Raw genomic sequence first — 14,583 nt, 5'->3', positions numbered from 1 at the left:
TTGCCGGGGCGGGTTTGAACCGGGGGTTGTGCGATAATCAGCCGAACCCGAATTCCCGTGTCTAGGAGACCTGAATAACCGTGTATACCCCTGACCACATCGGCACCCCGCTCTCGGCGTCCGCAACCAGGGTGATGCTGCTGGGTGCCGGTGAACTGGGCAAGGAGATCGCGATCGCCTTCCAGCGGCTGGGGGTGGAGGTTCACGCCGTGGACAGCTACCACGACGCCCCCGCCCACCAGGTTGTCCACGAGGCGCATGTGGTGGATCTCAGTGATCCCGCCGCCATCCTGGAGCTGGTCCGGCGGGTGCAGCCCCAGCTGATCGTCCCGGAGCTGGAGTCGGTGGCGATCCAGGTGCTCCTCGATATCGAGGAGACCGGAATCGCCGCGGTGGTACCTTCCGCCCATGCCACTGAGCTGGCGCGGGACCGCGAGAAGATCCGCCGCCTGGCGGCCGAGGAACTCGGCCTGCCGACCTCCGCCTACGCCGTGGCCAGCAGCCTGGAGGAACTGGGCGGGGCCATCGATAAAATCGGTCTGCCCTGCGTGATCAAACCCGTCTTCGGTTCCTCCGGGCGGGGACAGTCCGTGGTCCGGGAGCTCTCGGAGCTGCCGGCCGCCTGGGAATATGCCTTTGCAGGTGCCCGGATCCAGGCGGACCGGGTGATCGTGGAGCGGCTCATCGACTTCGACCATGAGATCACCCTGCCGACGGTGCGTTCCATCGACCCGGCGACCGGGAAGGCGGCCACCTGGTTCTGTGAGCCCATCGGGCACGTGCAGGATGCCGGTGACCTGTCTGAATCCTGGCAGCCGATCAACATTCCCCCGGCGGCGCTGGATAATGCACGTTCCGTGGCGGCCCGGATCAGCAATGCGCTCGGGGGACGTGGGGTCTTTGACATCGAGCTTTTCGTCGCCGGTGAGGACGTCTACTTCTCGGCGGTCAGCCCACGCCCCCATGACACCGCCCTGGTCACCCTGGTCACCCAGCGGTTCTCGGAGTTTGACCTGCACGTCCGGGCGATTCTGGGGTTGCCGATCGATGCGACCCTGATTTCCCCGGGGGCCTGCTCGGTGCTCCGGGCGGTTGATGAGGAGGGTCCGGTGAACTATCACGGACTGGCGGAGGCCCTGCAGGTACCGGAGGCGGATGTGCGGCTCTTCGGTAAGCCGGTGGCCTATCCGGGGCGTCGCATGGGGGTTGCCCTGGCGACGGCCGATGATGTGGAGCAGGCCCGGGCAAACGCTGCGGAAGCGGCCCGGGCCCTGCGGTTGGAAACCCTGAACTAACTGGTGTCTTGAACTAGCTGGCAGCGGCGGCGGCGCCGAAACGCTCGCTCAGGACTGCGGCATCCAGCTTCATCGGCAGATGCGGGACATCCGCCTCGGTGAAGGGATCCCCGCAGACCTGGAAACCATATCCCTCATAGTAGGACTGCAGCGGGGTCTGGGCGGCGATGATGACATCCCGGCCGGGGGCGCGCTCGAAGGCGAAGCGCAGGGAGTTTTCGATCAGTTCGGCGGCCAGGCCGGTGCCACGCTCGGCGGGGGCGACGATGAGGCGACCCAGTCGGACGACATCGGCACCCTCGTAAGTGTCGAGGTGGAGGCGGGCGGCACCGACCAGCTGGCGGCTGGCACCTTCCTCACCCTTGGTGGCCTGCCAGGCCATGACGTGCATGGTGTGTTCCGCGGCGTCGATGTCCTCGATCTCAGCGTAGGGGGTGTGCTGCTCGTGGACGAAGATGTCAACCCGCAGTTTATAGAGTCGGTGCACCTCGAGGGATGAGAGGTTCGCGAGGTTGGAAACCGCATAGAAGATGGTCATGGGCGAAAAGTCTAGGCTGCTCACCCCCTGAAACAAAATAGTTGCCATGGGAATATTTCAAACGGAATCGGCGGGTGCCGTGGATGTGGTTTTGAACATCCGTGACACTGGCCGTCTTTCCGACGGACTCTTACCCGGGGTGGGTGAAAAGAGTGCGCTGAACTGGCGAAAGCTGCGGTCTATATCTCGTATTCCGGGCCCGCGTGCTGAACCATCTCATCCCACTCGACGATCTTCTTGCGTTCGCGCCCCTCCGCCTCACCGAGGGCACGCTCGGCGGCGTCGAGGCGGTACCAGCCATCCCAGGTGGTCACCGCGATACCGCGGGACCTGAGCATTTCGGTGACCTCTTCGGGGTCCCGTTTGGTGGCTTCGTTGAGCTTGCCGGCGGACCAGTCGGCCAGCAGCATGTCAGTGGTTTCCTTGGCATCGGACTTGGTGTTGCCGATCAGCCCGATGGGGCCGCGCTTGATCCAACCGGTGGCGTAGAGGCCGGGCACCGGCTCCGCGGTCTCCGGGTCGAGGACATGGCCGCCGTCATTGGGGATCACGGCGTTCTCATCATCGAAGGGGACGTTGGTGATCGGGTCGGAACGGTAGCCCACGGCCCGGTAGACGGCCTCGGCCTTCCAGATGGTGAACTCCCCGGTGCCGCGGACATTGCCGTCGCCGGTCAGTTCCATGCGCTCGGTCTTGATGCCGGTGACGTGGCCCTCCTCGCCGATGACCTCAACCGGGGACTCCAGGAAGTGGATGTACAGCTTGTGGGGGGCGTCCTTGGGCTCGCGCATGGCATAGGACTCCAGGGTCTGGCAGACCAGGTCCTGGGACTTGGAGGCGCGGCGGAGCTCCTCCGAGGCGGCGTCGTAGTCGATGTCCTCCGGGTTGACAATGACCTCGATGGTGGGGGACTCGTCGAGCTCCTTGAGTTCCTTGGGGGTGAACTTGGCCTGGGCGGGGCCCCGGCGGCCGAACATGTGGACCACCTTCGCCCGGTTCTGGGCCAGGGTGTCATAGACATTGTCGGGGATCTCGGTGACCTTGAGCTCATCGGCGGTCTTGGCGAGGATGCGGGCGATGTCGAGGGCAACATTGCCGACACCGATCACGGCGACATTCTCGGCGGAGAGGTCCCAGTCCCGGGAGAAATCCGGGTTGCCGTCATAGAAACCGACGAACTGGCCGGCACCGTAGAACTCCGGCAGATCCGAACCGGGGATGGCCAGGTGACGGTCAGCGGTGGCACCGGTGGAGAAGATGATCGCGTCATAGTAGTCACGCATCTCATCGATGGTGATGTCCTTGCCGATCTCAATATTGCCGAGCAACCGCAGTTCGGGCTTGTCCAGCACATTGTGCAGGGACTTGATGATGCCCTTGATGCGCGGATGATCGGGGGCGACTCCATAGCGGATCAGGCCGAAGGGGGCCGGCATGCGCTCGTACAGGTCAACGCTGACCTCCGTGTCAGACTTGATGAGAAGGTCTGAGGCGTAGATGCCGGCGGGGCCGGCACCGACAACGGCGACACGCATGGGTCGGGACATAAAGGGGCATCCTGTTCTGACGGGGTCTTGGGCGGGAACTGAATAATCCCAGTCTACGTGGCCCGCCTGGGGGATGAAAGGCCACCCTTATGACGGTGCTCACCCACAGTGTGGCAGAAAGTGGCCGCAGGACAGGTGGGGAAGGCCCCCTGGTGCGGTGTGCCGAGTGGGCAAGGTCCCTGCCCACTCAGCGGGGGGAGCGTCGGGGGGAGAGGATCCCCCTGGAGTGTTGCCCCGTAATTTCCGCTCAAGTCGGGCAAAAATGTTGTTAAGGAAGCATGATTGGATTGCCACAAAAATTTGCAGAGAAGAAGTACTGAAAGGTCTGGCCTGCAAAGGTAGAGTTAGCATCAATCACATGTCAGTGGTTAATGTGCTCTGTGGCACAATCGAGCGGAATGGGTTCCCCGGCTCCGGGCCAACGCCAGTGGTCAAGACCGCAGAGCCCGGATCCATCCCTGTCCGATCAGCAACCCGCACGGAGACCCCGTACAGAAAGGGACCGCATGTCAGTCCAACCCAGCCCGGTCGTTCTCAGCACCGTCGGTCGTAGCCTCGATGGTTTTGACGTCAAGGACTTCGCCGACCGTATCGGCCTGAAGCGCATCATCGATCTCACCGAGTTGGAGTCCAACCTCGGTGATATCTACGGTTCGAAGCCGCTGAAGGAGGGGCCGGCCCTGATCCTCACCTCCGGCAACCTCAGCTTCGATTGCGAGGTCGGTGGCGCGCTGGGCGTGCCGCTGCTGCTGCTCGTCGACCAGCAGGGGCCCCCGGTGGATCTGGCCTTCGCACAGGCCCACCGCCTGCAGGCCACCGTCGCCGATGCTTTCACCGCCGAGGAGATGGCGGACACCTCAAAGGTGGTCGAGGCGCTCAAGATCGACACCCCGGAGGTCATGACCCCGCCGGTCTTCGAGTCTTTCCTGCTGGAGCGGGCCCGGGCCGCCAAGGCTCATATCGTCCTGCCCGAGGGCCATGATGACCGCATCCTCATGGCTGCGGACCGCCTGCTGGAACGCCGCATCTGCGAACTGACCATCCTCGGCGATGCCGGGCACATCCAGAACCGGGCGCAGCAGCTGGGCCTGAACCTGGACAACGCCCAGGTGATCAACCACCTCAAGGACCCGCACCTGGAGGAGTTCGCCGCCGAGTTCGCGGAGCTGCGCAAGAAGAAGGGGGTCACCCTCGAAGAGGCGCGGGAGACCATGAAGGACATCTCCTACTTCGGCACCATGATGGTTCACCGGGGCATGGCTGATGGCATGGTATCCGGTGCCGCGAACACCACCGCCCACACCATCAAACCCTCCTTCCAGATCATCAAGACCGCCCCGGACGCTTCCGTGGTCTCCTCCATCTTCCTGATGATTCTGCGGGGTAGGCTCTGGGCCTTCGGTGACTGTGCGGTCAACCCGAACCCCAGCGCCGAGCAGCTCGGGGAGATCGCGGTGGTTTCCGCCCGCACCGCCGCCGCCTTCGGGATTGAGCCGCGCGTGGCGATGCTCTCCTACTCCACCGGTGCCTCTGGTGCCGGCCCCGATGTGGAGGTCACCATCGAGGCCCTGGAGCATGCCCGCCGCATCAACCCGGATCTCTGCGTCGATGGCCCCCTGCAGTTCGATGCCGCGGTGGATCCGAGCGTGGCGAAGAAGAAGATGCCCGACTCCAAGGTCGCCGGCCACGCCAATGTCTTCATCTTCCCGGATCTGCAGTCCGGCAACATCGGTTATAAGACCGCCCAGCGCACCGGTTCTGCCCTGGCGGTGGGGCCGATCCTGCAGGGTCTGAACAAGCCGGTCAATGATCTCTCCCGTGGCGCCACCGTCCCCGACATCGTCAACACCGTCGCCGTCACCGCCATCCAGGCCGGAGGGAACTGACCATGACCTATGCCCTCGTCCTGAACTCCGGTTCCTCCTCCATCAAGTTCCAGCTGCTGGACCCGAACAACAGCGCCACCGATGAGCCCTTCGCCTCTGGTCTGGTGGAGCAGATCGGGGAGCCCCTGGGGCGTGTCATCCTCAAGTACGGCGGGGAGAAACACCTGCTGGAGGAGCCGATCCCCAACCACTCGGTGGGCCTGAACCGTGCCTTCGAGCTGATGAGTGAGCACGGTTGCGGCCCCGCCCAGGTGGAGATCACCGCGGTCGGGCACCGCGTGGTGCACGGCGGTATCCTCTTCTCCGCCCCGGAGATCATCACCGATGAAATTGTCGACATGATCAAGGACCTGATCCCGCTGGCCCCGCTGCACAACCCGGCCAATGTGGACGGCATCGAGGTGGCCCGGAAGATCCTGCCGGATGTGCCGCATGTCGCGGTCTTCGACACCGGTTTCTTCCACACCCTCCCCCCGGCCGCCGCGATCTACGCCATCAACAAGGAGGTGGCGGGGGAGAACGGGGTGCGTCGCTACGGTTTCCACGGCACCAGCCACGAGTACATCTCGCAGCGGGTTCCGGAGCTGCTGGGCAAGCCGACCGATGAGGTCAACCAGATCACCCTCCACCTGGGCAATGGTGCCTCCTGTGCCGCGGTCCGGGGTGGCCAGGCGATCGACACCTCCATGGGCATGACCCCGCTTTCCGGCCTGGTGATGGGCACCCGCACGGGTGATATCGACCCGGGCATCGTCTTCCACCTCTACCGCACCGCCAACATGAGCATCGATGAGATCGACACGCTGATGAACAAGCAGTCCGGTATCAAGGGCATCTCCGGGGTCAATGACTTCCGGGCCCTGGCGGAGATGATCGAGGACGGCGACCCGGATGCCTGGCTGGCCTACCAGATCTACATTCACCAGCTGCGCCGCTACATCGGTTCCTACATGATCAGCCTCGGCCGCGTCGACGCGATCACCTTCACCGCAGGTGTGGGCGAAAACGCCGCCAATGTCCGCGCTGATGCCATGGCCGAGCTGGAGATGTACGGCATCAAGATCGACCCGGAGCGCAACGCCCTGCCCAACAGTGGCCCCCGCGAGATCTCCACCGATGACTCCACCATCAAGGTCTTCGTCGTCCCCACCAATGAGGAACTGGCGATCGCCCGCTACGCCACTGAACTCGCCCCCTAAAAACAACACTTATCGACGGCCGTGCCTGCCCCGCAAGGGGGAGGAGCGCGGCCGTCGATAAGCGTTTTAGAACCAGGTGACCGGCCGAACCTGATTGGCCATGTCCACCAGGGCGTAACGGTGGCGGGCGAAGGGGGCCTGGCGGGCTTGCTGGCGCAGCGTCTCCGAGAGCCCGTAGCGCAGGCCACGCTGGGTGAAGGAGAATTCGAAGAGTTCATTGGAGCTGGCCGCGGAGCGCAGATCCGCATCACGCAGATAGTTCAGGGCGGCGGAGAGCACGGCAGTCTTGATCTGGAAGAAACGGGGCTCATTGGTGGGGATCTCCTCCAGGCGGCGGGCCGCCCGCCTGATCCGGCCCTCGGTGAGCTTGCCGGAGACCAGCTCCAGGATGGTGGTCAGCTGGGCCATGCGGTGGTGTCGGGAAGCCAGGGGCACCTTGTCCAGGGCGGCGACCGCCATCTCAATCTGGTTCTCGGCGGTCAGCTGGCGGGAAAGCCCGAAGGCGGAGGAAACGGTGGTGGGGTTGGTGCGCCACACCAGACCGTAGAGACGCATCGCCACGAAACGCAGCAGCGCCGGATCCTCGGTGGTGTGGGTCCAGGCATCATTGATGGCGGTGAAGGCCGCATCATCGAGCTCCTCGGAGTCCAGGTCGAAATTGGCGGCCATGCGGGTGGCCGCCGGGTCGAGCAGGGGAGTGCGGTCATAACCCAGCTGCTGCAGCAACAGCTCATTGACAGCGGCGATCGCCAATTTGGGGGCGGACTCCCCGGGCAGGATGCTGAGCACACTGTTGAAGTGTTCCTGGGCGGCGGCGAAATCATCCAGCAGCAGGTCAGTCACCCCGGAATACCACTGAAAACGCCAGTCATGGCCGAGCCGCTCCGCCAGGCTGGCCAACCAGGAACGCGCCTGGCCGGTGAAACCGAGATCCAACAGGGCACGGACCACACCGAGCGGGATTTCCGAGGAATGCTGGTACTCCTCCGTCTTCATCGCCTGACGCAGGGTTTCCAGGGCCTCCTGGGGTTCGGTGTAGGAGGAACCGGAGAGCATGGCCGCACCCACATCGGAACGGTCGATCAGGGGGGCCGCCAGGGCGGAAACCACCTCCGAGGTGGTGATCCGGGCGGTGCGGTCGATGCCGTCGATGAGCTGGTCGGTGCGGAACACCAGCAGCTTGGTGCCGAAGGTGGAACGCTGCGGTGAGAAGAGGGAGTGCTGCGCCGGGAACTGCCGCCCATCCCGCACCGCCAGGATTTCCCGCAGCACCCCGAAAAGCTGGGTGCGCATCTCCTCGATATTGCGGAAACGCCGCTGCGGATCCACATGGGTGGCGCGTTGCAGAAAACGGTAGAAGGAGAGGTAACGGCGGAAGAGCGGCTCCTCCGCCGGGGTGGGCAACCCCGGCTTGTAGATGCCACGCTCATCGGCGGGCAGCTGCAGGGTCAGGGCCGCCAGGGTACGGCCGATGGTGTAGATGTCGCTGGCCACGGAAGGTCCCTCGGTGCCCACCTCCGGGGCCTGGAAACCCTTAGTGCCGTAGATATAGCCGAAGGCACCGATACCACTGACCGCACCCAGGTCAATCAATTTCACCTGATCCTCGGTGATGATGATGTTGGAGGGCTTGAGATCGTTGTAGACCACCCCACGGGAATGGAGATAATCCAGTGCCGGCAACACCTCCAGGATATAACCGATGGCGATGTCAATGGAGAAGGTACGGTCCGCGAGCACATTACGACGATCCCGCAGGGAGGGGCCACCGACATACTCCATGACAATGAACCCCCCTGGCACCCTGGGGTCATCGATGAAGTTGAAGATCTTGACGATACCGGGGTGGGTGATGTCGGCCAGGAACTCCCGCTCCGCCTCGGCGGTGCCCTGCTCCTCCAGGCTCTTCTCCGCCTGCATCCCCTTGAGCACCACCAGCCGGCCGGAGACATTCTGGTCCTCGGCCAGGTAGATCCAGCCCAGACCACCATGGGCGATGGGGCCCATGATCAGGTACTGGTCGGCGATGCTGTCCCCGGCCTTGAGCTGGGGTGGGGCAACCTTCGCCTTCTGGATATCCTCCGCACTCTTCAACGCCGCCGCCGGGTTGGTCAGACCGACGAAGGGCAGGTGCACCATGCCATCAGCGACGGTGCGTCCCACGCGCCGGGTGCCACGGCGTTGGCGGAAGGTGGAGATGGCCTCCTGCCGGGAGCGGGCACTGGTGTCCTGGGCCAGATTCCGTTCATGGGGTTCGGTGCCGTGATCATCGTCGAGAAGCCCGGAGACCCGGATGCCGGTGCTCATCAGACCGTCGCGGGCATCCTGCGGACTGATGACCGGGGCAGAGGAGGATACGGGTTCATCCGGTTCGGGAACCCCGCCGGGTTGCTCGCGTAGTGAACCGAGCTCCTGGATCAGGGCACCGATATCAGCGTCGAGGAGTTCCTCATCCTCTTCATCATCATCGGCGAAGGGGTCGAATTTCACCGCCTCGGTGCCTTCGTAGTTCAGGCTGGGGTGTTCCGGGGCCGGGGGTCGCGGATCCGCCGCCGCTGGCCGGGGGATGGGGATGGCCACCCCCAGGGTGGGGTCGAACTCGACCTCGATCTCATCTTCATCATCATCGGCGAAAGGGTCGAATTTCACCGCTTCGGTGCCGATGTGTTCCGGGTTCGCCCGGGCCCTGCCGGCCGCAACCTGCTCCGTCTCGGCGGTGGCAGCCCCATCTTCCGGGGTGTCCTCGTCGGCGAAGGGGTCGAATTTCACGGCCTGGGTGCCCACATACTCCGGGCCGACCACCTCATCATCATCGAAGACCACCTCATCTTCAGGGGTTTCCTCATCGGCGAAAGGATCGAAGGCCACCGCCTCGGTGTCGATGTCCACCGGCTCCGGGGTCTGGCCGTGTCCGCCCGCCTCGGCTGGGGGCGGGGTGTTCTCACACGGCTGCTGGTTGGGGTCGGTGCTCACGGCTCTTCCTCGCTGGTCTCGGTGGTCTCTGCTGCCGGGGTGTCCTGGTAGGGCTCCTCTTCCGCCCGGTAGTTCAGCGGGGGCTGCCCGGAGGTGCTGAGGTAGGCGGAGAACCAGCGGTCGTACATCCGCCACCAGGTGCCATCCTCCCGGATCCGCTCCATGGTGGCGTTGACCTGGCGGATCAGATCCTCGGAGAGCTCAGAGACCCGGGGGTGTGCGGCGGCGACACCGTACTCGGAGGAGGCCGGGGACTCCCCGACGATGGTGGTGTAGGGGTCCTGGGCGGTGATTCCGGAGAGGATGTAGTCATCGGAGATGATCGCCTGCGCCTGATGCTGCTGCAGGGCCACCAGGCAATCCGCCCAGTTGCGGGTCTTCAGGATGGGGGAGTGCGGGGCATACTCCCGGGCGGTCTCCAGTCCGGTGGAGTTATCGGCCACACAGACGGTCTGGCCAGGTAGGGAATCGAAGGAGTTGACACCGGAATGGGCCATCACCAACAGGCGGGTCTCGGCACTCAGGTAAGGGGCGGAGAAGAGCACCTCATTCTGTCGTTTCTCGGTGACCGACATATTGCGGATCACCAGATCCACCTCCCCGCTGCTGAGGGTGCTGACCCGGTCAAAACTGTCGACGAAGCGGAACTCCACCCTGGAGGGGTCCCCGAAGATGTCCCGGGAGATCTCCCGGGCCAGATCGATCTCAAAGCCCTGCAGGTCGCCGGTGACGGAATCACGGTAGCTGAGCAGGTACTGCGACTGGTCTACACCGATGATGATGCGGCCCCGCTCCAGGATCTCCGGGATCCGCTCCCCCGGGGTGGCGTCCCCGGGGCGTAGCGAACCGATGAGGTTATCGGTCAGGTCCGGTTCCGCGGGGAACTGGCCGGCCGCCTCCACTGAAGCATCGGCCGGCAGGGGTGGGCCATAGGTTTCCGCCCGATCCACCCGCTCTTTCTTCTCCTCGGGTTCCGGCTGGAAGAACATGGAACAGGACGTGAAGAGGACGGAGGCGGTGATCAGGAGAATGGTCAGGGCAAAAAGACGGCGGATCATCACAGGTACTCCCGGAGCCGGGGGCGGATGCCCAACCAGATGGCGATGACGGCAGCCAGGGAAAGCAGCATCACCACCGTAGACACCAGTTTGGTGGCGGCCAGACCATCATTGATGAAGGCCCGCATGGAGGCGCGGGCATCAGAGATCAGGGCGGCGAGGGCACTATCCAACACCCCATAGGCAGAAGCGGCGGTGGGTGAGCCACCATTTTGCTGCGGGGTGCCGGTGGAGAGAATGACGGCGCGTTCATAATCACCGGAATCCAGGGCAGTCCCCAACCCCTGATGGGCGTTCTCCCAGTGCTGCAGGGACTCCCGGGCCTGCAGCAGGATGCTGTCATTATGGGTCTGCTCGGTTTTTTTCTCAGCCAGTTCAAAATCCTCCAGGGCCACCTTGACCTCATCAATCGTCTGGGTGAAGGTGGTCTCGGTCTCCTCCAGGGACTGACGGCGCACCAGCACCAGGGTTTCCGCGGTGCGGGTCTGCTGTGCCAGGATCCGGGAGGTGGTCAGGGAGTCCCAGGGCATCGCAGCTTCCGCGAAACCGCGGTTACCGGCCTGCCAGGTGGCGAAATTCGAGGCGGAGACCCAGAGGATCGCCGTCAGCATCAGGGCGGTGGCCGCCAGGAAACCCTTGTTGAGGCGGCGTCGGGTCAACCGCCACAGCCACCACTGGGCGATGCTGAGGAAGAATACGGCGGCCAGCAGCCCAGACAGGGGCACCCACTGCGGCATGGTCAGGCTGCGCTGCTCATCGGACACCCGCTGGCTGGTCGCGTTGAAAAGGTCGGAGGCCGCCGGCAGGATCGTGTCCCTCATCAGGAAGGACGCTTCCGCCATGTAGGCCACACCCACCGGATTACCCACCCGGTTGTTGACCCGCGCGCTTTCCACCATGCCGCTGTACACCGGCAGCTGGCGCTGGATCTCGGTGATCAGGCGCATGGAGTCGATATCGGAGGCGGGAATGCTGGCCGCCGATTCGGAGGCCGCCACCGAGGCCCGGTCGAGGGCCGCGTTATAGCGGGCCCGGGTGTCCGCCGACTCCACCCCGGCCTGCACGAAACCGGTGGTGGCGATGGTGTCCGCCAGTGAGAGGGAGGTGTAGAGGTTGTGGGCGGAGTAGCTCATCGGCTCGGTGGTGCTCAGCAGCACATCCAGGGAGGCCTGCCGGTGACCCGCGGACTGGGACATGGAATAACCGGCGGCGAAGATCGCGATGGACAAAATCACCGTCAGAGTGAGCAGCTTGCCCGGACTGGTGGCGATATAGGAGAAGAGCTGCCGCGACCAGTGGATGGGCACGGCGAAGGAATCGTAGAGAACATTCCAGACATTGAACCGGCTCCCTCCCTCATCCTGGGAAATATGGTCGAGCCAGTGGTCCTGGGTGTCTTCCGGAACCTCACTGTCATCGATCAGCGGAGCCAGACCACGGGGTTTGCGGAGCTGCCGGACCGGCTCATTCCGCAGGCGGGTCCGGGAATAGGCGAACTGCTGCTCCGGGGATCCTGGATTTTCCCAGTCCTCCGGTTGCTCTGAAAGTGGCTCGCTAAGTGGCGCAGGGGAGCCCTTTTCGCCGTTCATTCTCCCAGGATAACCAATGTGGTGGGGAATATGTCTAATGTCGCGGTGAGTTCCCCGAAAACGCTTGGCGACGCCCCTGCTGTCCCCCGGTGGGGAAAGCCCCACCCCCAGGCAGTTGGGCAGGGGGTTGTAGGCTGAGCCACTTCCCTCCGGCGCGGTGAGATTCTCCGGGGTTCTCCCACTCCGGTCCCGGAACTGGTTAGTCTTTGAATCATGATTGGTGATGGAAATGGCTGGGCCGCAGGGCCCCGGGGTTCGAAGGTGTGGGGCAGGTTCGGGGCGGCCGGTCTCTTCCTGGTCGCGAATCTGCCCACCGGTCCCGAGGTACTGATGCAGCACCGTGCCCTCTGGACCAATGCCGGTGGCACCTGGGCGCTGCCCGGTGGGGCCCGGGACTCCATGGAATCCCCGGTGCAGGCCGCCATCCGTGAGGCTGCCGAGGAAACCGGCATCAGAGCCGCTGAGGTTGAGGTGCTCGACTCCCTGGTCACCGCGGGGCCCTTCCAGGGGGATCCGGAACGCCCCGCCCTGCCCGGGGGCTGGACCTACACAACTGTGATTGCGCGCACATTCCATGATGATCGTCTGGCGACGATCCGCAATGAGGAATCCGTGGAACTGCGCTGGGTATCGCTGGACTCCATCCAGGATCTGCCCCTGTTGCCGGCTTTCAGCCGTTCCCTTCCCAGCCTGCAGGAGAAGACCCTTGAGCTGCTGAGTTAGGAATTTGTGGCACCCTGGTGTGCATGATTGAAGTTCAGGGACTGACCAAACAGTACGGGGAGGTTCGGGCGGTCGATGATCTGACATTCTCAGTGAAGCCCGGAATCGTCACCGGCTTTCTCGGGCCGAATGGCGCCGGAAAATCCACCACCATGCGGATGATCCTGGGGCTTGATGCCCCAACCTCCGGTACCGCCACCATCAAGGGGCAGCGCTACACCGAGCTGAAGAACCCCCTGACCCACGTCGGCGCACTGCTGGATGCCGGTGCCCGTCACCCCAACCGCAGCGCAGCCAACCACCTCAGGTGGATCGCCCGCTCCAATGGGTTACCCAAGGGCCGGGTCCAGGAGGTTCTGGACCTGGTGGGCTTAAGTGGGGTCGCCACCAAATCCTCCGGTGGTTTCTCCCTCGGTATGGGGCAGCGCCTCGGCATCGCCGCAGCCCTGCTCGGTGACCCGGAGGTCCTGATCCTGGATGAGCCGGTCAACGGTCTCGACCCGGAGGGTATCCGCTGGGTCCGGGATCTGATGAAGTCCCTGGCCGCAGAGGGGCGGACCGTGCTGGTCAGCTCCCACCTGCTCTCTGAGATGGCACTGACCGCGGACCACCTCATCGTCATCGGGCGCGGCAAGCTCATCTCCGATATCTCCACCTATGAGTTCATCAAGCAGAATTCCGCCACCACCGTCGTGGTCCGGGCGGAGCAGCTGCCGAGATTCACTGAGAGTCTGAAGCTCCAGGGAATCAGCCATGCGGAATCCCGGGATGCGGAGAACCGTCTCATCCTGGAGATCCCGGACCGCAGCACCGATGAAATCGGTGCCCTGGCCTTCGCCGAGGGAATCAGCCTGCAGGAGCTCAGCCTCCGCCAGGCCTCCCTGGAGGATGCCTTCATGGGGATGACCGGAGATTCGGTGGAGTACCACGCGGCCGCTGTGCCGGGTGCCGTGCCGCCCACCGCCGCCACCGCGGTGGGCGTCGATAAGCAGCCGAATCAGGCAGAGGAGAAGTAGGACCACCATGTTTGTCAATACCATCATCTCTGAAGCCATCAAGCTCTTCACCACCAAGTCAATCTGGTGGACCTCTGCCCTCTTCATCGCCTTCAGCCTCGGCGTGGCAGCCCTGATGGGCAGCTTCACCGAAGGGATGCCACTGACCCCGCAGAATGCTGTGGTCGGTGTCTACATGTTCGGTTTCATCATCATCGCGGTGCAGGCGGTCATGGTGATCACCAGTGAATACCGGCACAAATACCAGTCCATCACCTACTTGGCGACCCCGCGCCGCTGGACCGTCGCAGTAGCCAAACTCCTGCTTTATGCGGTGATCGCCGCGCTTTTGACACTGGTGGTCCTCGTGGCCTGCTACCTCCTCGCGGAGGCGCTGGTCTCGCCTGAGGTCGGTGCCGCTTTCGATCCCTTCGGTTCCGAGGATGGCCAGCGACTGATCTGGGCGTACCCGCTGATGGCCGCCCTGATCACCCTCTTCGCCCAGGGTATCGCCCTGCTGCTGCGGCAGACCGCGGGTGCGGTGACCCTGGTGCTGATGTGGTACCTGGCGCTGGAGGACATCATCGGAATCCTGCCGAAGGTCGGTGCCGATATCCGCAACTATCTTCCCTTCAACAACCTCCACGCCTTCGTCTCCGGTACTCCCATTCCGGACATCGCCTGGGGTGTGGGCGGCAGTGGACTTTACTTCCTCCTCTGGGCAGTGGTGATCTGGGTGGCCGGTGTGATCCTGCTGCAGAAGCGGGATGCCTGATCGGC

11 protein-coding genes are annotated in these 14,583 nt (G+C 64.1%); 6 read left to right on the top strand and 5 right to left on the bottom strand.

The window, feature by feature from the left end; all coding sequences use genetic code 11:
• Positions 1 to 80: 80 nt before the first annotated feature.
• Positions 81 to 1,295, top strand: coding sequence for a formate-dependent phosphoribosylglycinamide formyltransferase (purT, locus tag COCCU_RS12315; RefSeq protein ID WP_156231896.1), 1,215 nt, complete (start codon positions 81 to 83; stop codon positions 1,293 to 1,295).
• Positions 1,296 to 1,308: 13 nt separating this feature from the next.
• Here the strand turns inward: purT and COCCU_RS12310 are convergent, their stop codons facing one another.
• Positions 1,309 to 1,833, bottom strand: a complete 525-nt coding sequence (locus tag COCCU_RS12310; RefSeq protein WP_156231894.1) for a GNAT family N-acetyltransferase — start codon at positions 1,831 to 1,833, stop codon at positions 1,309 to 1,311.
• A 179-nt stretch (positions 1,834 to 2,012) separates the two neighbouring features.
• Entirely contained in the window at positions 2,013 to 3,380 is a 1,368-nt protein-coding gene (locus tag COCCU_RS12305) for an FAD-dependent oxidoreductase (protein WP_156231892.1), read from the bottom strand.
• Between the two features lie 506 nt (positions 3,381 to 3,886).
• Here COCCU_RS12305 and pta point away from each other — a divergent pair.
• Positions 3,887 to 5,266: a phosphate acetyltransferase gene (gene pta, locus COCCU_RS12300; RefSeq protein WP_156231891.1), complete on the top strand. Its 1,380-nt coding sequence runs from the start codon at positions 3,887 to 3,889 to the stop codon at positions 5,264 to 5,266.
• A gap of 2 nt (positions 5,267 to 5,268) precedes the next feature.
• Positions 5,269 to 6,465, top strand: coding sequence for an acetate kinase (locus COCCU_RS12295; RefSeq protein ID WP_156231890.1), 1,197 nt, complete (start codon positions 5,269 to 5,271; stop codon positions 6,463 to 6,465).
• 66 nt (positions 6,466 to 6,531) lie between these two features.
• Here the strand turns inward: COCCU_RS12295 and COCCU_RS12290 are convergent, their stop codons facing one another.
• The 3 genes from COCCU_RS12290 to COCCU_RS12280 are packed head-to-tail and all read right to left on the bottom strand — an operon-like array spanning position 6,532 to position 12,085.
• The gene (locus COCCU_RS12290) at positions 6,532 to 9,438 is read right to left on the bottom strand and encodes a serine/threonine protein kinase (RefSeq protein WP_231598769.1); all 2,907 of its coding nucleotides are present in this window, start codon (positions 9,436 to 9,438) and stop codon (positions 6,532 to 6,534) included.
• Positions 9,435 to 10,496 carry a glutamate ABC transporter substrate-binding protein gene (locus COCCU_RS12285; protein WP_156231888.1) on the bottom strand — a complete coding sequence of 354 codons (1,062 nt, stop codon included), beginning with the start codon at positions 10,494 to 10,496 and terminating at the stop codon, positions 9,435 to 9,437. The genes COCCU_RS12290 and COCCU_RS12285 overlap by 4 nt, the downstream gene beginning before the upstream one ends.
• Complete coding sequence (locus tag COCCU_RS12280; RefSeq protein ID WP_156231886.1) at positions 10,496 to 12,085, bottom strand: hypothetical protein; 1,590 nt, start codon at positions 12,083 to 12,085, stop codon at positions 10,496 to 10,498. The genes COCCU_RS12285 and COCCU_RS12280 overlap by 1 nt, the downstream gene beginning before the upstream one ends.
• Before the next feature lie 213 nt (positions 12,086 to 12,298).
• On the opposite strand from COCCU_RS12280, the gene COCCU_RS12275 reads away from it, so the two are divergent.
• The 3 genes from COCCU_RS12275 to COCCU_RS12265 are packed head-to-tail and all read left to right on the top strand — an operon-like array spanning position 12,299 to position 14,578.
• On the top strand, positions 12,299 to 12,808 hold the full coding sequence (locus tag COCCU_RS12275) for an NUDIX domain-containing protein (protein WP_156231885.1): 510 nt from the start codon (positions 12,299 to 12,301) through the stop codon (positions 12,806 to 12,808).
• Positions 12,809 to 12,831: 23 nt separating this feature from the next.
• Entirely contained in the window at positions 12,832 to 13,824 is a 993-nt protein-coding gene (locus tag COCCU_RS12270; protein WP_156231883.1) for an ABC transporter ATP-binding protein, read from the top strand.
• Positions 13,825 to 13,831: 7 nt separating this feature from the next.
• Positions 13,832 to 14,578 (top strand): multidrug ABC transporter permease, encoded by a 747-nt coding sequence (locus COCCU_RS12265; RefSeq protein ID WP_156231881.1) that lies wholly within the window; start codon positions 13,832 to 13,834, stop codon positions 14,576 to 14,578.
• Positions 14,579 to 14,583: the final 5 nt, after the last annotated feature.

Source organism: Corynebacterium occultum (assembly GCF_009734425.1).
GTDB classification, from domain to species: domain Bacteria; phylum Actinomycetota; class Actinomycetes; order Mycobacteriales; family Mycobacteriaceae; genus Corynebacterium; species Corynebacterium occultum.
The sequence above is the reverse complement of the archived record's forward strand: the minus strand, read 5'-3'. Positions and strand labels throughout refer to the sequence as shown.

Bases quoted from the DNA above. Each gene is read 5' to 3' on its own strand.
- COCCU_RS12310 (WP_156231894.1), bottom strand. From the start codon at position 1,833: ATGACCATCTTCTATGCGGTTTCCAACCTCGCGAACCTCTCATCCCTC.
- COCCU_RS12305 (WP_156231892.1), bottom strand. From the start codon at position 3,380: ATGTCCCGACCCATGCGTGTCGCCGTTGTCGGTGCCGGCCCCGCCGGC.
- pta (WP_156231891.1), top strand. From the start codon at position 3,887: ATGTCAGTCCAACCCAGCCCGGTCGTTCTCAGCACCGTCGGTCGTAGC.
- COCCU_RS12295 (WP_156231890.1), top strand. From the start codon at position 5,269: ATGACCTATGCCCTCGTCCTGAACTCCGGTTCCTCCTCCATCAAGTTC.
- COCCU_RS12285 (WP_156231888.1), bottom strand. From the start codon at position 10,496: ATGATCCGCCGTCTTTTTGCCCTGACCATTCTCCTGATCACCGCCTCC.
- COCCU_RS12280 (WP_156231886.1), bottom strand. From the start codon at position 12,085: ATGAACGGCGAAAAGGGCTCCCCTGCGCCACTTAGCGAGCCACTTTCA.
- COCCU_RS12275 (WP_156231885.1), top strand. From the start codon at position 12,299: ATGATTGGTGATGGAAATGGCTGGGCCGCAGGGCCCCGGGGTTCGAAG.
- COCCU_RS12270 (WP_156231883.1), top strand. From the start codon at position 12,832: ATGATTGAAGTTCAGGGACTGACCAAACAGTACGGGGAGGTTCGGGCG.
- COCCU_RS12265 (WP_156231881.1), top strand. From the start codon at position 13,832: ATGTTTGTCAATACCATCATCTCTGAAGCCATCAAGCTCTTCACCACC.